Annotated in this window: 15 protein-coding genes and 2 pseudogenes; 5 read left to right on the forward strand and 12 right to left on the reverse strand. The window is 62.1% G+C overall.

What is annotated here, in order from left to right; all coding sequences use genetic code 11:
- The 3 genes and pseudogenes from NKJ67_RS12230 to NKJ67_RS12240 form a co-directional block, all read right to left on the reverse strand.
- Positions 1-1155: a TraB/TrbI/VirB10 family type IV secretion system protein gene (locus NKJ67_RS12230; RefSeq protein ID WP_352581459.1), complete on the reverse strand. Its 1155-nt coding sequence runs from the start codon at positions 1153-1155 to the stop codon at positions 1-3.
- Positions 1152-1445 (reverse strand): annotated as a pseudogene (locus tag NKJ67_RS12235) (TrbG/VirB9 family P-type conjugative transfer protein); the annotation flags it as partial. The pseudogene NKJ67_RS12235 and the gene NKJ67_RS12230, both read right to left, overlap by 4 nt.
- Before the next feature lie 225 nt (positions 1446-1670).
- A complete protein-coding gene (locus tag NKJ67_RS12240; protein WP_352581460.1) occupies positions 1671-2633 on the reverse strand; it encodes an ArdC family protein in 963 nt (320 codons plus the stop codon).
- A 272-nt stretch (positions 2634-2905) separates the two neighbouring features.
- Here NKJ67_RS12240 and NKJ67_RS12245 point away from each other — a divergent pair, with 272 nt between their 5' ends.
- Entirely contained in the window at positions 2906-3496 is a 591-nt protein-coding gene (locus tag NKJ67_RS12245; protein WP_352581461.1) for an SOS response-associated peptidase, read from the forward strand.
- A 599-nt stretch (positions 3497-4095) separates the two neighbouring features.
- On the opposite strand, the gene NKJ67_RS12250 is transcribed toward NKJ67_RS12245, so the two are convergent.
- Positions 4096-4992, reverse strand: a complete 897-nt coding sequence (locus NKJ67_RS12250; protein ID WP_352581462.1) for a LysR substrate-binding domain-containing protein — start codon at positions 4990-4992, stop codon at positions 4096-4098.
- Positions 4993-5125: 133 nt separating this feature from the next.
- Here NKJ67_RS12250 and NKJ67_RS12255 point away from each other — a divergent pair, with 133 nt between their 5' ends.
- Genes NKJ67_RS12255 through NKJ67_RS12265 form a run of 3 tightly spaced genes read left to right on the forward strand, consistent with a single transcriptional unit; the run spans position 5126 to position 7396 of the window.
- The gene (locus NKJ67_RS12255) at positions 5126-5965 is read left to right on the forward strand and encodes a transporter substrate-binding domain-containing protein (protein ID WP_352581464.1); all 840 of its coding nucleotides are present in this window, start codon (positions 5126-5128) and stop codon (positions 5963-5965) included.
- 13 nt (positions 5966-5978) lie between these two features.
- Positions 5979-6656, forward strand: coding sequence for an amino acid ABC transporter permease (locus NKJ67_RS12260; RefSeq protein ID WP_352581465.1), 678 nt, complete (start codon positions 5979-5981; stop codon positions 6654-6656).
- On the forward strand, positions 6656-7396 hold the full coding sequence (locus NKJ67_RS12265) for an MBL fold metallo-hydrolase (protein ID WP_352581466.1): 741 nt from the start codon (positions 6656-6658) through the stop codon (positions 7394-7396). The genes NKJ67_RS12260 and NKJ67_RS12265 overlap by 1 nt, the downstream gene beginning before the upstream one ends.
- Positions 7397-7705: 309 nt before the next feature.
- On the opposite strand, the gene NKJ67_RS12270 is transcribed toward NKJ67_RS12265, so the two are convergent.
- Genes NKJ67_RS12270 through NKJ67_RS12280 form a run of 3 tightly spaced genes read right to left on the reverse strand, consistent with a single transcriptional unit; the run spans position 7706 to position 13168 of the window.
- Positions 7706-10972 (reverse strand): error-prone DNA polymerase, encoded by a 3267-nt coding sequence (locus NKJ67_RS12270; RefSeq protein ID WP_352581467.1) that lies wholly within the window; start codon positions 10970-10972, stop codon positions 7706-7708.
- On the reverse strand, positions 10969-12492 hold the full coding sequence (locus NKJ67_RS12275; RefSeq protein ID WP_352581468.1) for a DUF6504 family protein: 1524 nt from the start codon (positions 12490-12492) through the stop codon (positions 10969-10971). Before NKJ67_RS12275 ends, NKJ67_RS12270 begins: the two co-directional genes overlap by 4 nt.
- Complete coding sequence (locus tag NKJ67_RS12280) at positions 12404-13168, reverse strand: ImuA family protein (protein ID WP_352581469.1); 765 nt, start codon at positions 13166-13168, stop codon at positions 12404-12406. Before NKJ67_RS12280 ends, NKJ67_RS12275 begins: the two co-directional genes overlap by 89 nt.
- Positions 13169-13744: 576 nt before the next feature.
- Here NKJ67_RS12280 and NKJ67_RS12285 point away from each other — a divergent pair.
- Complete coding sequence (locus NKJ67_RS12285; RefSeq protein WP_352581470.1) at positions 13745-14041, forward strand: helix-turn-helix transcriptional regulator; 297 nt, start codon at positions 13745-13747, stop codon at positions 14039-14041.
- Here NKJ67_RS12285 and NKJ67_RS12290 read toward each other — a convergent pair.
- The 5 genes and pseudogenes from NKJ67_RS12290 to NKJ67_RS12310 form a co-directional block, all read right to left on the reverse strand.
- Positions 13995-15251 (reverse strand): annotated as a pseudogene (locus tag NKJ67_RS12290) (tyrosine-type recombinase/integrase). The gene NKJ67_RS12285 and the pseudogene NKJ67_RS12290 overlap by 47 nt on opposite strands.
- Before the next feature lie 292 nt (positions 15252-15543).
- Positions 15544-17106: a glutamine-hydrolyzing GMP synthase gene (gene guaA / locus NKJ67_RS12295; protein WP_352581471.1), complete on the reverse strand. Its 1563-nt coding sequence runs from the start codon at positions 17104-17106 to the stop codon at positions 15544-15546.
- A gap of 55 nt (positions 17107-17161) precedes the next feature.
- Positions 17162-17830, reverse strand: a complete 669-nt coding sequence (locus NKJ67_RS12300) for a 5'-methylthioadenosine/S-adenosylhomocysteine nucleosidase (protein WP_352581472.1) — start codon at positions 17828-17830, stop codon at positions 17162-17164.
- A gap of 141 nt (positions 17831-17971) precedes the next feature.
- On the reverse strand, positions 17972-18430 hold the full coding sequence (locus NKJ67_RS12305) for a PaaI family thioesterase (protein WP_013530371.1): 459 nt from the start codon (positions 18428-18430) through the stop codon (positions 17972-17974).
- A 120-nt stretch (positions 18431-18550) separates the two neighbouring features.
- Positions 18551-19840, reverse strand: coding sequence for an RsmB/NOP family class I SAM-dependent RNA methyltransferase (locus NKJ67_RS12310; RefSeq protein ID WP_352581473.1), 1290 nt, complete (start codon positions 19838-19840; stop codon positions 18551-18553).
- Positions 19841-20006: the final 166 nt, after the last annotated feature.

A 20006-nucleotide genomic window follows, 5' to 3' on the forward strand; every position in this document is an offset into this window, starting at 1 on the left:
TCAGTCTCCATAGGGCTCGAGCACGAGATCGCGCGTAACGACGACACGCACCGTGAAACCCGGCCGTATGGTCAGTGTCGGCGCGATGTTGAGCTGGCGCTGGACGATCTGTTGCCCGGTCTGGCTGACACTCTCCGACGCCCCTTGTCGAAGTGCGCGCACGATGTCGCTCTCCTGGCCCGACGAGCCAGCCTCCGCTCCGACGCTGAGAATGGTCGACAGCGCCGCTGTCTTGAACAGGTCGGCCCAATGGTAATCGACACCATCCTCTACGCCGGCATAGCCTTGAGCGTCGGCGCCGGGCTGGCGCTCCAGCACAATCGACCGTCCATTGGGAAAGATCAGCCTGTTCCAGGCAAGCAGAACCCGTCGCTGACCAAAACCAACATCGTTGTCGTATTGCCCGACAATGCGCGCGCCTTGCGGGATCAGCAGCGCCCGACCAGTCGGACTGTCGTAGACATTCTCGGTCACCTGCGCGGTGATCTGACCTGGCAGGTCGGAACGGATGCCGGTGATCAGCGCAGCAGCGATGACGGCGCCTGCCTGCAAGACATAGGGCGACGCCGGCGGCATGACGCGATCCGGCACCACGGTGCGGCGATCAGCGGCCGCATTCAGGAAGGCAAGCTGGCGATCCTGCGCGGTCGGCTGGCCGATCTGACCCGTAAGTTCAGAGCCGGCGAGGTTCTGCGGGGCAAGTCCAGCAGGCATTTCGGTCATCGCCGCGTGTACCTGTCCTGCCTGGAAGAAAACACGCGAGGTTCTGGCCGCCTCGTCCTCGGCCCGCCGGCGTTGCTCAGCCTCATCAACCATGGGGGTGGCGATCGATGGCGGCACGACGGGCTGCCCCTTGTTTTGGGCGTCGAGAATCGGCCGGCCGAGATCGCCAGGAAGCGGCGGCCCAAGAACCGGGCCGGTGTAGTCGCGCGGCAGGCCGGCTAGTCCATCTGCGGGCTGTCGGTTGGAGGTCGAGTATAGCTCCTGGCTCCGCGTATCTTTGTTGCTCACCTGAAGCGCGTATATCAGCGCGCCTCCTATGCCGACCGACGCGGCGAAGCCGATACCAGCTATCACCTTGCGGGACAGCCGCGTGACGCGGGGCGGGTCGGCGCGAAGCCGCATCGGGGCGGCAGCGATTTCGGTCTCGTTCATGACTGTTCCCCTCCTCTTTGCCGCGGTGTGTCGGTCGAGTTCGACCCCGCGCTAAAACTTGACATCCACAGGCCCCTCCTCTGCCCATCGGTGCGGATGATCCTTACGGTTTGTTGGCGCTTGCCGCCGCCAAGGCGCAATTCGGCCGCCCCGAAGAGACGGTCGACGATCAGGGTGTTCTGGTAGACACGGCTGTTGGCGATCTGCGCCTCGCCGTCCGACCCGATGACAAAGAGGGGCGGCATCTCGCCCTGCACGATGCCGCGTGGGAACTCGACTTTGATGCGCCGGACGTTGGTCTGGGCGAGCACCAGCTTGTTGAAAGGAATGTCGCGCGAGGACGACAAGGTGATCTTTTGAACGGCAGTAGCCATGGTATTTTCTCCGCGACGGTCGCCGAGAGCCTCTCTCTCGACCCAAACCCGTCATGAAATACCGGTACCCCTCTCACTCTCATGGCCACCGAACCGGAAGCAGGCGAAGCGCGGTCCGGACTCCGGTTCGGCGTGGCCCCATCACGCCGCCTCCCGTTTGTCATTTGCTGCTGCCGCGGTCGCTTGCTGATCCACGCCAGGCTGGAAGCCAAGGATGAATTCGGCGGCTTTCGAGGCGGCGCTGGCGGCACGGACAATGGCGCGATTGTCCTCGCGCAGGACCGCTAGCCACGAGCCGATGTAGTCGGCATGGCGCACCGTCGGCACGATGGCGAGAGAAGCGCAGACAAAGGCCCCCGCCATCTCTGCCACCAGTTCCTCCCGCGCGTAGGATTTGGAACCGAAGGAACCGGCCATATCACGGCCGAGCCGGGAGGAATGACCCGACCAATGCCCCAGTTCATGGAATGCGGTGCGGTGCCAATTGATCGGTTCGAAATAGGCGGCTGGCGGCGGGACCTGCACGAGGTCGCTCGCAGGGCTGTAGAAGGCGCGACTGCCGCCGATCCGAAAATCCGCGCCCGTGGCCCAGATCAGCGCCTCCGCCTGCGGTTCGATCATGCCCGGCGGAGGCGGTGGTGCGACGGCGGCGATGTCCTCCGGAAGGTTCTCGCATTGATCGGCGTTGAAGACTGTGAAGCGTTTGAGGAATGGAATTGCCTGTGCCTCGTCCCCGCTCTCACGGGCTCGCTTGCGCTCATCTTCGGGCACGAAGCGATCGGCGTAGACGACGGTCGCGCCATGCTCTCCCTTCCTGACGTTACCGCCGAGGGCAAGCGCCTGGCGGAATGTAAGCCAACTCTGGCCGGTAAATCCGTGCTCGATGACCGCGCCCCACAGGATCAGGACGTTGATCCCAGAGTAGCGCCGGTGGGTCGACGCGTTTTCCGGCATGGCGAGCGGCGCCCGTGCCGCCGCCGTCCCCCAGGGCTGCACCCACGGGATGCGTCCGGCTTCCAACTCGGCGATGATCTTGTCGGTGATTTCATGATAGAGGCCCGTGCGGTCGTTGCCGGAACGGGCGCGAGCGGTGTCTCTGGACATCGCGGTTCTCCGCGACGGGCGCCAGGAGCCTCTCTCCCGACCTTCAACCCGTCACGGCAAACTCGGTCCGCACTCTCACTCTCATCGACCCGTCTTGATATCCACCGGCCGAAGGAAGGACCGCCGGCGTGACCGATCTCGCGTCAGGGATGGAAGCCCGTATGGGCGAAGACCCGTCGCAGGCGGGACTTCAGCTTTGCCCACAATCCGGCCCGTCAGGGGACGCCCGATAGGATCTCGAAAAACGACGAAAAATCGCTAAGCTAACGGTCATGTGCAACGACTACGAACAACACATCCGGTGGGCCGAATACTGCAAGATGATGCAGGACCTGGAACTCGGCATCCCCACGCAACAGACAGAACTCGACCTGCCTCAGTCGGACGACGTCAAGATCAACGACATGGGGCCGGTCATGCGCGCGGCCGGCAATCTGATCGAGCTGGTTCCAATGAATTTCAGCTTTCCGCCTTCGGGCAAAGGCGGGCCGGTCTTCAACTTCCGTTCAGAAGGGCGAAGCTTCGCCAACAGCAATCGCTGCCTGATTCCGGCAAGCGCTTTCTTCGAGTTCACCGGTAAGAAATATCCGAAAGCCAAGCACCGGTTCACCCTGACGAGTGCCCCTTTTATGGCGATCGCAGGCCTTTGGCGTGAGGGCCAGGGCAATCATCCGCCCGCCTTCACGATGCTGACGACCGAACCCGGCCCAGACGTCGCGCCCATCCACAATCGCCAGATTGTCGTGCTGCGTCCGGAAGACTGGGCGGCATGGATCCATCTCACAAAACCGGAGGCCAAGCTGCTGACGGCCCTGCCGGCCGGGTCGTTGGCGGTCGAGGCCGTTCGAGAAGGGAGCGACTGACTCTGCACCAACGCCGGCACTCGTCGACCCAAGGGCTATAAGGGCCAAAAACAACCGTTTACCAGTCCCGTTCTGAGCCTCAGCACGCTACGAAGTGAAGCCCGCATGACTGTTTTGCGCCCAATGGCAGTCATTCCGGCGGTCCCGTCCACTCACGAAGATCGGACATAGCCATGCGCAGCGCACACAGCTTCGCGTCTCAAAGTTGCCATTGCTGGCAACTGCCGCTCCCTACGTGTCGAGTCCTATCCAGCCAATACTCCTCAAGGCAAAAAGCCCCTTCATCTGAGATCATGAGAAATCAGCAGCGTCGATGGGCACCGAGAAGCCAACCTTAACGCGGTCGATGACTGCCCAAGGTGGTGGCGATCATCCACGCAAAGATCGCTTCGAATGTCCGGTCGAGTTCGGGAAGCTACGACCAGATCGGCGGGCACATCCTGGCCGGGTGGGCGGATCTCGGGATCTCGAGGTTGCCCTGGATCCACGGCTGTTCGAAGGGCCGCGCGGCTCGGCACGAAACGTATGCATCTTTCACCCCGACCATCGCTTTTCCAAACAGACCTGCGTCGAGGCAGGCACGCGGTGCCATTGTGCCGTCAGCCCGACGGTCTCGACGCCTGGTCGACCAACCAGTCGACGAACCGGCCGATCACCGGATTAGCCAAACCTTCCTCATGGCATATGCAGTAATAGCTTCGGGATGCCGCGACACTGAGCGTCAAGGGTTGAACCAGTCTGCCCTCATCCAGGTCCCTGAAGGAAATGATGTCGTTTGTAAGGGCAACACCATGACCGTCACGCGCAGCCTGAAGCACCATGGCAAAGTTGTCGAAATAGATATCGGATTCCACTGAACGTGGCACGCGCGCTTCGGTTAGCCAACGCCTCCACTGGTCGCCATCGTCTTCGTGGAGCAGGCGGTGTTTCAGGACGTCGCGCGGCTCACGAATGGCGTTTGGGCCGCGAAGCAATTGTGCGCTACACACTGGCGCCGCGTAGATGCTATGTAGTATTCGCCACCAGAATCCGGTCCATGGCGGTTTGCCATAGACGATGGCGACGTCGCTTTCCCGCCAGTCCACCTCTTCGAAGCCCACCGCCGTGCGCATCCGCATGCGGATGTCCGGGTTCGCGTCTAGAAACCGAAAAATCCGCGCCGCTAGCCAGGTCGTTCCGAAAACCGAAGGCACCGATACGGTCAGGGTCGCCTTCGCGGCGGCGCTATAGGCATCCGCCGATATTTCGCGGATAGATTCCGATATCTGCTGCATGGCAACACCCACGCTCTTCTGTAGCGCGGTCCCGCGGCCCGTCAGCACAAGGCGGCGGCCGTGCTTCTCGAACAGGTCGAGACCGAGCGACAGTTGCAATGCACGCAATTGCTGACTTACCGCGCCCGATGTCACATGAAGTTCGGCGGCAGCGGCAGCGATGCTCCCCAGTCGAGAAACGCTTTCGAAGGTGCGAAGCGAATGAAGCGATGGGAAAGCCATTTGACACCATTGTTTAGAAAAACTGCTCGTGTTTTCGCATAAAGATTTAGCTTGTTTGCCAAATACTCGCAACATAACGTTCCCTGCACTGCCGGCCGCGCAAAGCCATCACAAAAACAAGGGGAACCTAGAAATGTTTAACGCGCCGATTTCTGCCTCAACCAAACTCGCTCTCGGCGGGATGATCGCTACGATGCTGTCCGCCACAATTCCGGCTGCACAGGCCACCGACATAAGTCTGGTGCGCGACGGTGTGCTCAACGTCTGCACAGGCGGCGACTTTCCGCCGATGCAATACTACGCCAACCCCGGAGACGAGAAGCTTGTCGGTTTCGAAGTCGATGTCGTCGATGCGATCGCAAAGCAATGGAACGCCACAACAAATTACGTCGTTGGTGACTTCAAGGGTTTGCTACCATCACTCGGCGCCGAGCGGTGCGATCTCGTCGCTTCTGGGATCATGGTCACGGCGGAGCGGCTCAAGGCCTACGATGCCGTTCCCTACTTCATTTCTAACGTCGTGATGGTGACGGCTGTCGCCGACGAAACAACCAAAACCCCGCAGGATCTGAGCGGCAAGGTACTAGCGATCGAGGCTGGCACCACCTACGAAAAGACAGCTGCCGATCTTAACGCCGAATTGGCGAAGGCCGGTCAGGCGCCAGCGCAGATACAGACCTACCCTTCCGCTTCTGGGGTCATCGAGCAGATTCTGGTCGGCCGGGCAACGGCGACGATCACCCAGGACACAACCGCAGCATTTCGAATCAAGCAGATGCCAGGCCGCCTGCAGGTGCCGTACAACTATGGCGACGGCGAAACCTATGGGATCTATCTGAGAAAAGGCGGTGACAACCGCGCGGCATTGGTGAAGGCCATCGAGGCATTGCAGAGCAGCGGCGAGATGAAGACGCTGCTGCAGAAATGGAACCTTCCCGAGACCGCCACCAACGTCAAGCATACGACCAATTGAGGGAAGGACGGCCGTGTTCGACACCAAGCTCTTCCTGACGGCACTGTTCGGCTGGCCCCTCGCCAAGGGTGCCTTGCTGACCTTGACGCTTTCGCTCCTCGTGATGACCGTCGCCCTGGCGATATCCCTGGCGACGGCGGCGCTGGCGACGTCCAAGCGGCACTGGATCCGCTTGGGGATAGCCATCTTTGTCTGGCTCTTTCGTGGTGCACCGGCGCTGCTCGTGCTGCTGTTCATATGGAATGGGCTGCCGCAGATTTCGGCGGTCTTCCGGTCTAGCTGGTTCACTCCTTTCATCGCCGCCTTTTTGGCCCTGACGTTGATCCAGATCGCCTACCTGACCGAGATCCTACGCAGTTCCTATGCATCCATCGGCAAGGGGCAATCGGAAGGTGCGGCGGCCCTTGGCCTGCACCGGGGCCAGATATTCTTCCTGATCATCTTGCCGCAGGCTCTGCGCGTTGCACTGCCGGCGCTGGTCAACGAGTTTATTTCGCTACTGAAGGCAACCTCGCTGGCGACGGTTATTTCCTTGAAGGAGCTTATGACTGTCACTCAGTTTGCGATCGCCACCAGCTTTCGCTTCCTGGAATGGTATGGCGCAGCGCTGATCTACTACATGTCCATGGTCTCGGTTCTGACCGTCTTTCAGATGAAGATCGAGCAGATACTAGGGCGGGGACATCGTTGATGTCGCTTGCCGCAACCGGCGAAGTGCACCGTGCTGCCGACTGGTTCTCACGCGAAACTCTGGGTCGGGGAATCACGCGGATATGGGAGCCGCACGTTCATCCCTATTTCAGAAGCAATGTCTTTCATATTCGCGGGCGCGACGTCGATCTTGTCATCGACGGGGGGATGGGTCTCGTGCCTCTCAGACCCGTGCTGGACCTGCCGACTGGCAAGCCGGTCGTAGCCGTTGCAACGCACATCCATGTCGATCACGTCGGCGCATTGAGCGAGTTCGAGACGAGACTTGGCCATCGCGAGGAGTCTGCTTTTTTCGAAGACATGCCTGATGAACACACATTGGCTCATCTCTTTCGTGCGCAGCGCGACGCCGTCAGCAAGTCACCGCATGAGGTATGGTCGCCGCTGCATTTCCAGATCAGACCAGCGCCATTGTCCCGAATTCTGGACGAAGGCTGCACCATTGAGACAGGAGATAGGTCGTTTCTGGTTCTTCACCTCCCTGGCCATTCGCCGGGGTCGCTCGGGCTGCTCGATGAACGCAACGGCGACTTTCTAGCCGGCGATGCGATTTATCGTGGGCGATTGGTCGATGATCTTCCGGGTTCGGACGTGCACGTTTATCGAAAGACAATGCTGCGGCTTCTGGAGATAGAGTTCAACAGGGCATACTGCGGACACGGTGAGATAATCGACGAGAATGAACTGCGATCGATTGCAAGAACTTATCTGGCTAGCTGAACGTCACTTCGCCAGGAACGGTCCGATCCGCTCCGGCCCGCGCAGTCTGACCGTGGCAGTGCAGGTCCGTGATCTGGCGTATCCGCCAGGCTAGATGCTGCTCCAGTGCCCCCATCTGGCAAAGCTCTGCCTCGCTACCACACTCAATGAGAACCCCTCCTCAGGGCCAGCACCCGCCTCAACGTCGGCTCAGAGGTCGTCTGCCGAATGGCAGCTACCCGCCGACCTCGCCCCGATAGCGGACCAACGGGTTACGGCCCAATTTCAGTCGTTCGATGGAGCCTGTGCATTGCCACACGGCACTCAGACCTATTTGAAATCCCGTGTCTTCACCTTGATCTGGTCGATGTGAAGATAGGGATCGATAATGTTGCGCGGCCTCGGTCCCTTCGGCGTGCCACGCGGGTCAGGCGTCGGGCTGCCATGATGAAACTCGTCGCCGCGCCCGTGCGGCATTGGGAAGGCAGCATCGCGATCGCCAACGCTGGCTAGGTCGGCGGAGAGATCACTCAGCCGATGCGCAACAAGATGGACCACCTCGCCTTCTCTCTGAATCCGCCCATAGACGCCGATCATGCCGGCGCCGAGCACGACCTTGCGATATTTTTCGAAGACCTTGACCCAAACAACCAGATTGGCGATCCCGGTTTCGTCCTCGAGCGTGATGAACATCACGCCCTTGGCTGAGCCAGGCCGTTGTCGGACCAGCACGAGCCCGGCCGCCTCAAGCCATTGTCCGTCGCGCGCCTGCATTGCTTCTCGACAAGAGACCATGCGCTTGCGTCGCAGGTCGGCGCGCAGGAAGGAAACAGGATGATCGCGGAGAGTAAGCCCGACATGCCCGTAGTCTTCGACGACCTCGCCGCCGGCGGTCATGGCACGCAATGTGACGCCGGGCTCCTGGATCTCCGGCACCGTCCGCTGCTCGCGTTCAGATGCGGCTGCAAACAACGGCAACGGCTCGTCGCGTAGGGCCTTGATCGCCCATAGGGCCTCACGTCGCGCCAGCGATAGTGACGGTTGAAACGCGTCGGCCTGGGCGAGTTCAACCAGCGACGCGGCGGGAACACCAGCTCGATGCCAGAGGTCGTCGACGGACGCAAAGGGTTGATCGGCTCGGGTGCCGACCATGCTCGCCGCGTCGGCATTGGCCAGGCCGCGGACCATCCGCAGGCCAAGCCGAACGGCAAACCGATCCTCTTGCTCAGTGGGCTCCAGCGTACAGTCCCAGCGCGAAGCGTTTACACAGACCGGGCGCACCTCAACACCGTGGTCGCGCGCATCGCGAACGATCTGCGCCGGGGCGTAGAAACCCATCGGCTGAGCATTCAGAAGCGCGGCGCAGAAAACATCGGGGTGATGGCACTTCATCCACGACGAGGCGTAGGCGATCAGCGCAAAGCTCGCCGCATGACTCTCCGGAAAGCCGTAGCTGCCGAAGCCCTCGAGCTGCTTGAAGGTCTTTTCGGCGAACTCGCGCTCGTAGCCGTTCTTCACCATGCCGCCGATCAGCTTGGCGCCGAAGCTGGAGACGCCACCGGTATGCTTGAAGGTTGCCATGGCGCGGCGCAATTGATCGGCCTCGCCTGGCGTAAAGCCGGCGCATTCGATCGCCACCCGCATTGCCTGCTCCTGGAACAGCGGCACACCCAGCGTCTTTCCAAGCACCTTTTCCAGCTCGGGCTTAGGATAGACGACCTCTTCCTTGCCCTCTCGCCGGCGCAGATATGGATGCACCATGTCGCCCTGGATCGGCCCCGGCCGCACGATCGCGACCTCGATGACCAGATCATAAAAGGTCCGCGGCTTGATGCGCGGCAGCATTGACATCTGGGCGCGGGATTCGATCTGGAAGGTGCCGAGTGTATCGGCCTTGCGGATCATGGCGTAGGTGCGCGGATCCTCGGCAGGGATCGTTGCGAGATCGAGCATGATGCCCTTGTGTTGCGAGAGCAGATCGAAGCTGCGCTTCATGCAGGACAGCATACCGAGCGCCAGCACATCGACCTTCATGAACTTCAACGCGTCGATGTCGTCCTTGTCCCATTCGATGACTTGGCGATCCTTCATCGCGGCCGGTTCGATCGGCACCAGGTCGTCGAGCCTGTCACGAGTCAGCACGAACCCGCCAGGATGTTGCGACAGATGGCGCGGCGCGCCGATCAATTGTCGGGCGAGGTCCAGCGCCAGGCGCAGGCGGCGGTCACCGAGATTGATGTTCAGGTCCTCGGCATGTTTTGGCTGAACGCCTTCGGCCGACCAGCCCCACACTTGCGACGACAGCATCTTGATCAGGTCTTCGGGCAGTCCAAGCGCCTTGCCGACATCGCGCAAGGCGCCCTTCGAGCGATAGCGGATAACGGTCGAGCAAAGTGCGGCGTGTTCACGGCCATAGGTGTCGAACACCCATTGCATGACGATTTCACGCCGTTCATGTTCGAAATCGACATCGATGTCGGGAGGCTCGCGGCGTTCCTCCGAGACGAAGCGCTCGAACAGCAGATCGTTGCGGTCGGGATCGATCGAGGTGATGCCAAGCACATAGCAGACGGCGCTGTTGGCGGCCGATCCCCTGCCCTGGCAAAGAATGTCCTGGCTGCGGGCAAAGCGCACGATCGAATTGACCGTCAGAAAATACGGCGCGTATTGCAGCTTCTCGATGAGCTGCAATTCATGCTTGAGCGTGCCAACAACCTTGTCCGGCACGCCCTCGGGAAACCGCGCCGTCGCGCCTTCCCAGGTGAGTTTCTCCAGCGCCTGCTGCGGCGTCAGGCCGGGCAGCATCCGCTCCTCGGGATATTGATAGGCAAGCTCGTCGAGCGAGAACCGGCAGCGCTCGGCGATCTCAAGCGTCCGCGTAATCGCCTCGGGATAGCGGCCAAACAGCCGCGCCATTTCCTCCGGCGGCTTCAGGTAGCGGTCGGCATGCCGTTCGCGCCGAAACCCGGCATCGTCGATCGTGACATTGTGGCGGATGCAGGTGACCACGTCCTGCAGGATGCGTCGTGACGGTTCGTGGAAGAGCACATCGTTGGTGACGACCGTTGGCGCACCGGCCTGCCCGGCAAGGTTGGACAGATCGTGCAGCCGCAGCGCGTCATTGGGACGGCGCCGCAAGGTTAGCGCCATGTAAGCTCGGTCGCCAAAAGCCTCGCGCAGCCGCCGCAGCCACATCGAGGATGTGTCGTCGACCTGGTCGGGGATGAACACCGCAACGAGGCCCTCGCCATAAGCGACAAGGTCGGCCCAGTGCAGAACGCATTTTGCTTTGCCGCCACGCTTCTTGCCCAGCGACAGCAACCGGCAAAGCCGGGAGTAGGCCGCGCGATCGGTCGGATAGACGAGGATGGAAATCTCTTCCGCCAGATCCAGCCGGCAGCCGACGATCAGTCGGACACCGGTCACCTTCGCCGCTTCATGCGCGCGGACAATGCCGGCCAGGCTGTTTCGATCACAGATGGCGAGAGCCGGCATGTCCATAAGGGCGGCCTGCGCAAACAATTCCTCGCAGGAGCTGGCCCCGCGCAAAAAGGAAAAATGCGAGGTGCATTGCAGTTCGACGTAAGGTGCGGTCATCCGAAGATGCCGTGCAGGAACCAGCGATGCGAACCAGTTGCGGCGTCCTCGCCGTCACCAGCGCGATAGATCCAGAACCGCTCGCCGGCATCGTCTTCGACCTGGAAATAGTCGCGCACGGCGGCGAGCTCGGCGTCGCGCTTCCACCACTCGCCAAAGACCCGCTCGGGACCGTCGGCGCGCTTCACCCTTCGACGGATGCCTTTCCAGGTAAAGCTTGCCGGCGGATGGTCCGGCAGCAGCGCAATGGCCTCGATCGGTTCGGGCACGGCAAACAAACGGGCCGGGCGCGGCCAATGGTCTGGCCAGGCGTCGCCGGTCTCAACGGACGCGGGCGCTACACGGCGGAACGATCGCTCGGGCACGTCACTGGCAACCGGGGCAAACCGATAGAGCTTTTCCTCACCAACACGATTGCCGAGTATGTCGATCAGGTCCGAGATGTCAGCGTCGCGTTGCTCGATGAGCGATGAAATGGTTTGCCTGGGTGTCAGCGGTTCAGCCAGGGGCGCAGACAAGCGCATCAACTCGATGCCGAAACCCGGATCGATCTTCTCGATCTTGTCGCAGAGCAGTCGTGTCAGCCGCTTCACATCGCAGACCGGCAAGGCCGTGCCGACGCGAATGGCTTCGACCCGGTTGTCGACGCGGTAGAGCAGCAGATCGAGACGCCGGGCACCGAGGCCCTTCGTGTCCAGCTCGACACACAGCGCCTGAACAAGCTTGCCGACATAGCGCGCAATCGTCTCAGCCGCACTGATGGGCTCGCCGAAGGCGCGCTTCACTTCGACCATATCGGCTGGCCGCACCGGCTCTATCGGTTCGGCAAGGCGTCCAGCGGCCTGGTCAAGGCGGCGGCCGGGTTCCGGCCCGAAGCGCAGGGTCAGTGGCGCGCGCGGCTGCTTCAGAAGCTCGCCCACACTGTCGAAGCCCAAAACCCGCAGACCGCTGACGATCGCATGAGGCAACCGGAGTGCCGCGATGGGCAGAGGAAAAATCGCATCGCAGGTTTCATTGACGGCGACAACGCTGACGCCCTGCTTGACGTATCGCGCAACGGCATGTGCGGCACCCCAGCTGTCGGCTACCGCTGCCCGCGCCGCGATCCCGACCTCGCCGAGGCGGTCGACCATATCGGCCAGCATCAGTTGTTCGCCGCCATGAAGGTGATCGGCGCCGGTGGTGTCCATGACCAATCCGTCCGGAGTATCTGCCGCGACAATCGGCGCGTAGCGCCGCAATGCCCATAGCGCCAGCCGCTCCAATGCCTCCGCATCCGCGTCGGGCTCAGCGTCCATAACGGCCAGCCCCTGCACGAGGGCCTGCGCCTTGGTCGCCGGCATGCCGACGCGTAAGCCCGCTTCTTTGGCTGCGCGATCAGCGGCAACCACAAGGCGACGATTGCCTTGCCGCCCGACCAGCACCAAAGGACTATCCGGTGGCGGCGAGACGTCGCCCAATTTCCTTCTGAGCCGGTCGGTCGACCAGCTTGGAAAGAAGAGCGATACGACCCTTTGCATCACAAGCCTCCACTTCGATATCGAGCGTTTCCCCTCCGCGAGACCGGATCAATTCCAGTTGCCATCGTGCCCGACCGACGCCCGGCACTGGAAGCGGCCGCGATGGCAGGACAGAAACCCGCCAGCGGGTGACAGACGCCGTCGGCTGCCCGAAATCGGCAGCTTCGGTCTGGCGGCGCCAGCGGCGAATGGCGATGCCCATCGCACCGGAACCTTCGGATGCAAGCTGCAGGCGGCGCGAAGCCGTCATCGACAGACGGGCAACCTCGGCAACTACAGCCCCAAGCCCTACGTGCCGCAGACCTTCCTCGAAGCAGGCGAGCAAGGATTTGTCGTCACCCGCCTCGACATAGATCACCCGATCCGGGTGAAGTCCGACTTGGGCAATTGCCGGCGCAAACAGATCCTGGCGCGTGACACACCACAGCACTTTGCCCTGCGTCCTGGCCGCAATCCCGGCGGCAAACAATGAGGCGGCAGCGCCGTCGATCGCACCGTTGCCGCCGCCGGCAACCTCGTGCAGAGCACCAAGCGCCACGCCACCTCCGGGCAAATGTCTATCGATAGACGCGATGTCGAAAGGGAGCACCGCTCGCTCGCGCGGATTTCGGCCTTCGAGACGCGCAATGCGATCGCGAAGGTCGGAAATGGCAGCAGTTGGCGCCAATGCACTCATCTGTCCTTGAACGCGAAGTGGTTGCGGTGTGTTCCTCATTTGTTCTCTTCCCGGCAAAGAGTCAATGGGACCATGTAGGTGTCGCCGCGTCAGGCATTTGTCTGCGACCTGCTCAGATATGCACTGATATGCCCCGGCGACCGATCAGCGCTGTCTTGCGATCCGCGCCGACGACAGTCGGCGCCCAATGAAAAAACGGCGTATAAACCGCAGTCCTGCGCGCGTCCGCAATAGCGGACAATTGTCGCGCGTTGGACGGAGGAAATTCGCCCCCGCCGCGGGCGGTTAACGGGACAGCCGTAGGAGCGTCAGCATAGCGACGGCCGCAGGCCGGGACGCGGGACCGACTGTCCCCGACCGCGGCGGTCCGCTCCGGCAATCGCCTGACATTGGCGATAATGCGCGGCCAGTCCATGCATTTCGACAAGCAGGAAGAGGACGCAGCGGAGTGCTCGGTGACGCGTGTATGTCCTGTCTGTACTCAATTTTCGCCGTTTCCACGACGCCTCCCAAATGCGCCTTTTCTTGATGATCGATTGAATCCAGACTCTTCGAACGCTCGGACAGGAGGTTTTCATGATTTCAAAGAAAGACGCGACAATGAGTCGGACCATTCGGCGTAAGGAATTGCGGAACATCGTGCCTCTGGCCGACAGCACAATCTACGAGATGGAGCAGCGGGGGGAATTTCCTCGACGCTTCGCCTTGACCCCGCGCTGCGTCGTTTGGGACCTGAGCGAGGTTCAGGCCTGGTTGGCGGCCCGTCGCTCAACGCCAATTCTGCGCGCTGCCGGTCCCAACGTGACCCAACGCCAAACCCGACCCGTCAAAGTCCTGGATCAGGTTCAAAGAGCGGCATCGACGGCGGGATGAGCGCCGGCATGTGCTTCTTCCCGTTTACCCATGCATCGACAATGTCTGACCACTCTTGCATCATATGGCGGCGCTGTAGCCCATACTCTGCCTTGTTGTAGACACCTCGCGATGAGCGCCCGTCCTCGTGGGCCAAGCATTTCTCGATCCAATCGCTGTTGAAGCCAAGCTCATTCAACAGGGTCGAGCCCGTTCGCCGCAGGTCATGAACCGTAAACGGTTCCAGAGGCAGTCCGTTCGCCTTCGCCCGTTCGACGACTGCGTAGGTGATCCGATTAAACGTGGCACGCGACATCGGGGCGTCCGCATCGTACCGCGATGGAAGAAGGTATCTGGAATTTCCCGCACAAGTCCTCAGGGCAATCATGATGTCGAGAGCCTGACGCGATAGGTAGACGTTATGCGCCTTCGAGCGCTTCATCCGCTCCTTCGGGATCGTCCAGACCGCATTCTCGAAATCGACCTCGTCCCACACCGCGTCCTGCAGCTCGCTCTTGCGCACCATGGTGAGCAGATAAAGCCGCATTCCCAAACGGATCGTGGGAATTGTGGCGACGTGCTCCAGCTGCTTCAGCATCACGCGAATTTATGAGGGCGAAAGCGAACGGTCCTTCGGCACGAAAGTAGCAATTGACGCGGGCCCAACTTCATCAGCCGGATTGGTCACCTTCTCCCCGTGCAAAATCGCGAAGCTGTAGATTTGCTTCAAGATGTCTCGAACGTGGATGGCGGTCGCCGGAGCGCCACGCTCAACGATAGCGCCGCAACGGGCCCGCAGGTCATCCGGCGTAATCTCCGTCAGCAGGCGATTGCCCCAGGTCGGAAGAAGCTCCCGCTCGAAGATGGCTCGCCGCATGGCGCGGGTGCTGTCGGCCATAGGCGCGGCAGTGAGCCATTTCTCCCCGAACTCGCCAAAGCTCTTTGCCTCTTTCAAGCGACGCTTGTCGCGCTGCTTCTCGATCGCCGGCGATCGGCCATCGCCAATAGCGCGCTTTGCGTCGAGGCACTTTTCTCGTGCCAACGCGAGCGAGATCCCATCTCTCCCATATCTGCCTAGATAGACCGTCTCGCGGCGTCCATTCAGCCTGTAATCCAGCCGAAACGAGATCGCGCCACTGGGCATGACGCGGACGTACATGCCGTCACGATCAGCAATCTTGTAGATTTTAGCTTTTGGTTTCAGCGCCTTAAGAGCGATGTCCGTCAACATTCCCATTGCCTCCTGAAAAGTACCGTCAGGACAATTTAGAGGCTTCGTGGCAGGAAATTCCCTTTTTCTTCAATGCCTTAAGGCACAAAAAGTACCGTCACGAGCCTCATTGACTCTGACGGTACTCAGAAAAAATCGGGTGGGCAATATGCGGAAGGTCCGTCAAGCGGTCCGTCAAAGCCAATCCTAGCGCACCGATTGTCGCTGATTGTCTCTGAAAGGATTTACTTTTGTTTTCAGTACATTACGTCGCAGATTGGCGTATTTTCGGTGGCGCCTGAGTGGGCCTGAATCATTCCCACTCGATTGTTCCCGGCGGCTTCGACGTCACGTCGTAGACGACACGGTTGATGCCGCGGACTTCGTTGATGATGCGGGTGGCGGCGGCGCCGAGGAAGGCCATGTCGTAGTGGTAGAAATCCGCCGTCATGCCGTCGACCGAGGTGACGGCACGCAGCGCGCAGACGAACTCGTAGGTGCGGCCGTCGCCCATCACGCCGACCGTCTGCACCGGCAGCAGCACGGCAAAGGCCTGCCAGATGGCGTCGTAGAGGCCGGCCTTGCGGATCTCGTCGAGATAGATGGCGTCGGCCTCGCGCAGGATCTCCAGCTTTTCGCGGGTGATGCCGCCGGGGCAGCGGATCGCAAGACCGGGACCTGGGAACGGATGCCGGCCGATGAAGCTTTCGGGCAGGCCGAGCTCCTTGCCCAGCGCCCTGACCTCGTCCTTGAACAGCTCGCGCAGCGGCTCGACCAGCTGCATGTTCATGCGCGCCGGCAGGCCGCCGACATTGTGGTGCGACTTGATCGTCACCGACGGGCCGCCGGTGAAGGAGACGCTTTCGATCACGTCGGGATAGAGTGTGCCCTGCGCCAGGAATTCGGCGCCGCCGAGTTTCTTGGCCTCTTCCTCGAACACCTCGATGAACAGCCCGCCGATGGTCTTGCGTTTTTTTTCCGGGTCCGACTCGCCCTCGAGGGCGTCGATGAAACGGTCCGAAGCGTTCACCAGAATGAGCGGCAAATTGTAGTGCTCGCGGAACATCGCCACCACGCCCGCGGCCTCGTCCTTGCGCATCAGGCCGTGGTCGACAAGGATGCAGGTCAGCTGGTCGCCCACCGCTTCGTGGATCAACAGCGCCGCAACGGAAGAATCGACGCCGCCCGACAGCGCGCAGATGACCTTGCCCTTGCCGACCTGCTTGCGGATCGTCTCGACCGCGTGCTCGCGGTAGGCGCGCATGGTCCAGTCGCCCTCGATGCCGGCGATGTTGTGGACGAAGTTGCGCAGCAGCCGGGCGCCGTCGGGCGTATGCACCACCTCGGGGTGGAACATGATGCCGTACATCTTGCGCTCGATGCTGCCGAAGATGGCGAAGGGCGAGCCTTCCGACTTGCCGAACACTTCGAAGCCCTTGGGCAAGGAGATGACGCGGTCGCCATGGCTCATCCACACCTGGTGGCGCTGGCCGGGTGCCCACAGGCCCTCGAACAGCGGGCTGTCCTTTTGGATCTCGACGAAGGCGCGGCCGAACTCGCGATGGTCGGAGCTTTCGGCAACGCCGCCCATCTGCACGCACATGGCCATCTGGCCGTAACAGATGCCAAGCACCGGCACGCCGGAATCGAAGACGATCTGCGGCGCGCGCGGGCTGCCTATATCGCCGGTCGAAGCCGGACCGCCGGACAGAATGACGGCCTTCGGATTGATGCGCTTGAATGCCGCTTCGGCCGACTGGAACGGCACGATCTCGGAAAACACGCCGGCCTCGCGGATGCGGCGGGCGATGAGCTGGGTGAACTGGCTGCCGAAATCGACAATCAGGACGGTGTCGGGATGATTGGCTGTTTTCATGGCGAGCGTTTAGAGAAAGAAACGAGTCGGCGCAATGGGTTGCGTAGCCCGACTTTCAGGCTGGTCTGGCATCTTCATGGGATGGTTCCGTCCGAAGGGCGCCGTCGCCGATCGCCCGTTCGAGCCGCATGACGGCGTCCGCCAGCTTCTCGTCGATGACTTCAAGATATTCGGTCCAGTCGCCGACATGCCGCAGATCCGCCGCCCCGTCGGAAATGCCGCGCAGACCGATCAGCGGAATGTCGAACAGTTGGCAGGCGCGCAGGCAGGCGAAGGTCTCCATGTCGACCATGTCGGCGCTAACAGCATCATAGGCCGCGCCGGTGATGATCGCTGCGCCGGTCGACAGGGTCGCCTGCCTGATCTCCGGTATCTTGAAGGGCAATGGCACGGTTACCGGCAGGTCGAGGAAGGGTGTCGCACCCTTTTCGAAGCCGAGCGGCGAAGCGTCGATGTCACGGTAGCTGACCGAAACCGCCTGGTAGATCTCCGTCTGCTCCAGCGTCCGACTGCCGGCTGAGCCGAGCGAAACAACGAGATCCGGCAGTGCCTTTTGCGATTTCAGCCAGGAGAGTTCCGCACCCAGCCTGACGCCGGCCTCGACGGGACCGACACCGGTTATCAATGGCGTGAACAGTTGCTTGAGGTGCGGGCCGTATTCGGCCTGCGCCGCCATGACGAAGAGGACGTCCTTGCCCGACAGGCGCGACACTTTACCGGTCATGATGATTTGCTCCTCTCCGCCGGATCATCTGCTTATCTGCACCGCCGCTCGCCGGGACCCGCTGCCTCCGGCAGCTCCCGGCGTTCGTGGCCTTCCATCGTGCCACCGGCACGATGGATTCGCCTGCGGCGAACCGGCCACTCACCCTTCTATGCCATCACGCCCGACCACGGTCATCATGGTGCCGGTCATGGTGGCGATCAGCTTGGCCTCGCCGTCGGCGGCAAAGGCGTAGGCCTGGCCGTCGGCGACGATGATGGTGCGGCCCGGCTTGGTCACCGAGCCGCGGAACAGGAAGCGCTCGCCCCTGCCCGGCGCCAGGAGGTTGACCTTGAACTCGATGGTCAGCACGCCGGAATTTTCCGGCATCAGCGAAAAGGCGGCATAGCCGCAGGCCGAGTCCAGCGCCGTCGAAATGACGCCGGCATGGAGGAAGCCATGCTGCTGGGTGAGTGCCGCCGAATAGGGCATCTCGATCTCGATGATGCCGGGGGTCACCAGCGTCAGTTCGGCGCCGATCGTGGCCATCGCCTTCTGGCGCGCGAAGGAGGTCCTGACGCGATCCTCATAGTCCGGGGCGGGTACGATCTTTGCTGCCATTGCCGCTGCCTTCCTTTACGCGGATAAGCTTATTGCAGAGGCATGGGCGGCAGGCAAATGCTTTTGCTGCACTGCACAATCGACTTGGCCTGCCGGCCGGCGCCGCGCATCCGTCAGGATTCAGGCCGATCTGCGTAACGCACAGAGATAAAACCCATCGGTGCCGCTGAGCGCCGGCGACAGCGAGATGTCGCCTTTGGCGCCGATGCGTGCGGCTGCCTCATGGCCGGGAAAACGGCTGTCCCAGAGCTTGCGGTGGTCGACCGGGGCAAAACCGCTGTTACGGTCCCGAAAGGCCGCGATCTGCTCGCCATTTTCCTCATCGAAGACCGAGCAGGTGATGTAGACCAGCAGGCCGCCCGGTTTGACATAGGCTTTGGCCGCATCGAGGATCGCCGACTGCTCGCCCTTGCGGGCATCGAGCTGCCTTTGCGTCAGCCGCCATTTGGCATCGGGACGGCGGCGCCAGGTGCCGCTGCCGGTGCAGGGGGCGTCGACCAGCACGATGTCCATGTGATTGCCGAGCGGCGCGAGTTCCGTGGGCTTGGTGACCACCTGCACATTGCGGTTTTCCGAACGACGGATGCGGTCGAAGATCGGCGCCAGCCGCGCCTTCTCGGCATCGTGGGCAAAGATCTGGCCACGATTTTCCATCGAAGCCGACAGTGCCAGCGTCTTGCCGCCGGCGCCGGCGCAGAAATCCAGCACCTGCATGCCGGCTTCGGCCCCGGCAAGGGCGGCCGCGATCTGCGAGCCTTCGTCCTGGACCTCGAACCAGCCCTTCTGGAAAGCCGGCTCGGCCTGCACGTTCGGGTGCCGGCCGTCGCCGTCGATCGGCGGGATGCGGATGCCGTGTGGCGCGATTGCCGAGGGTTTCGCGCCGGTTCCCGTCAGTTCGGCCAGCACCTTGTCGCGATTGGCCTGCAAGGTGTTGACCCTGAGGTCGAGCGGCGGGCGCGTTGCCAGCGCCGCGCCCTCGTCGGCCCAGGTGGGCCCAAAGGCTCGCTCGAAAAGCGGCGCGCACCAGTCCGGAACATCCGCCCGCACCGCGTCCGGCGCGTCGCCGAGCCGATGGTCGGCGATGGCCTGAAGCTCGGCGGCGGTCAGCAGCGGCGGTGCGAACTTGTCGCCATCAAGCGCCTCGTTGAGCGATTGTGCCGTCTGGCCCCATTCGAGCAGCAGCGCGCCGAAGCCGATGGCGCGCGGCGTGTCCTGCCCCAGCAGCCAGCCGGCGGAACGCTTGTGGCGCAAGGCGTCATAGACGATGTTGCCGATCGCCGCACGGTCGCCGCCGCCGGCGAAGCGATGCGACAGGCCCCAATCCTTCAGCGCGTCCGCCACCGGCCGGTGGCGCCGGCCGATGTCTTCCAGCACTTCGATGGCCGCAGCCAGCCGTCCGCCCAATCGCATGGTCTTGTTCCGTCACGCAGAAAATTATTCCGGCCCTGCTCTAGAGCGCGCAACCGGCGCGCACAAGCAGGTCGGCCTGCACAACCGCTCTGCTTTCCAACTTTTCTGGTTGCGAATACTCTTCCGGTTGTGATTCGCGGCGCGCAAAAGGTGGACCGGCGGATCG

The sequence above is a fragment of the Mesorhizobium sp. M0088 genome (genome assembly GCF_040322895.1).
Taxonomy (GTDB): Bacteria; Pseudomonadota; Alphaproteobacteria; order Rhizobiales; family Rhizobiaceae; genus Mesorhizobium.

Coding starts and splice junctions, on each gene's coding strand:
- NKJ67_RS12300 (WP_352581472.1), bottom strand. CDS start 17,830: ATGACCGGTAAAGTGTCGCGCCTGTCGGGCAAGGACGTCCTCTTCGTC.
- NKJ67_RS12240 (WP_352581460.1), bottom strand. CDS start 2,633: ATGTCCAGAGACACCGCTCGCGCCCGTTCCGGCAACGACCGCACGGGC.
- NKJ67_RS12270 (WP_352581467.1), bottom strand. CDS start 10,972: ATGACCGCACCTTACGTCGAACTGCAATGCACCTCGCATTTTTCCTTT.
- NKJ67_RS12230 (WP_352581459.1), bottom strand. CDS start 1,155: ATGAACGAGACCGAAATCGCTGCCGCCCCGATGCGGCTTCGCGCCGAC.
- NKJ67_RS12275 (WP_352581468.1), bottom strand. CDS start 12,492: ATGCAAAGGGTCGTATCGCTCTTCTTTCCAAGCTGGTCGACCGACCGG.
- NKJ67_RS12245 (WP_352581461.1), top strand. CDS start 2,906: ATGTGCAACGACTACGAACAACACATCCGGTGGGCCGAATACTGCAAG.
- NKJ67_RS12285 (WP_352581470.1), top strand. CDS start 13,745: ATGATTTCAAAGAAAGACGCGACAATGAGTCGGACCATTCGGCGTAAG.
- NKJ67_RS12310 (WP_352581473.1), bottom strand. CDS start 19,840: ATGCGATTGGGCGGACGGCTGGCTGCGGCCATCGAAGTGCTGGAAGAC.
- NKJ67_RS12265 (WP_352581466.1), top strand. CDS start 6,656: ATGTCGCTTGCCGCAACCGGCGAAGTGCACCGTGCTGCCGACTGGTTC.
- NKJ67_RS12250 (WP_352581462.1), bottom strand. CDS start 4,992: ATGGCTTTCCCATCGCTTCATTCGCTTCGCACCTTCGAAAGCGTTTCT.
- guaA (WP_352581471.1), bottom strand. CDS start 17,106: ATGAAAACAGCCAATCATCCCGACACCGTCCTGATTGTCGATTTCGGC.
- NKJ67_RS12280 (WP_352581469.1), bottom strand. CDS start 13,168: ATGAGTGCATTGGCGCCAACTGCTGCCATTTCCGACCTTCGCGATCGC.
- NKJ67_RS12255 (WP_352581464.1), top strand. CDS start 5,126: ATGTTTAACGCGCCGATTTCTGCCTCAACCAAACTCGCTCTCGGCGGG.
- NKJ67_RS12305 (WP_013530371.1), bottom strand. CDS start 18,430: ATGGCAGCAAAGATCGTACCCGCCCCGGACTATGAGGATCGCGTCAGG.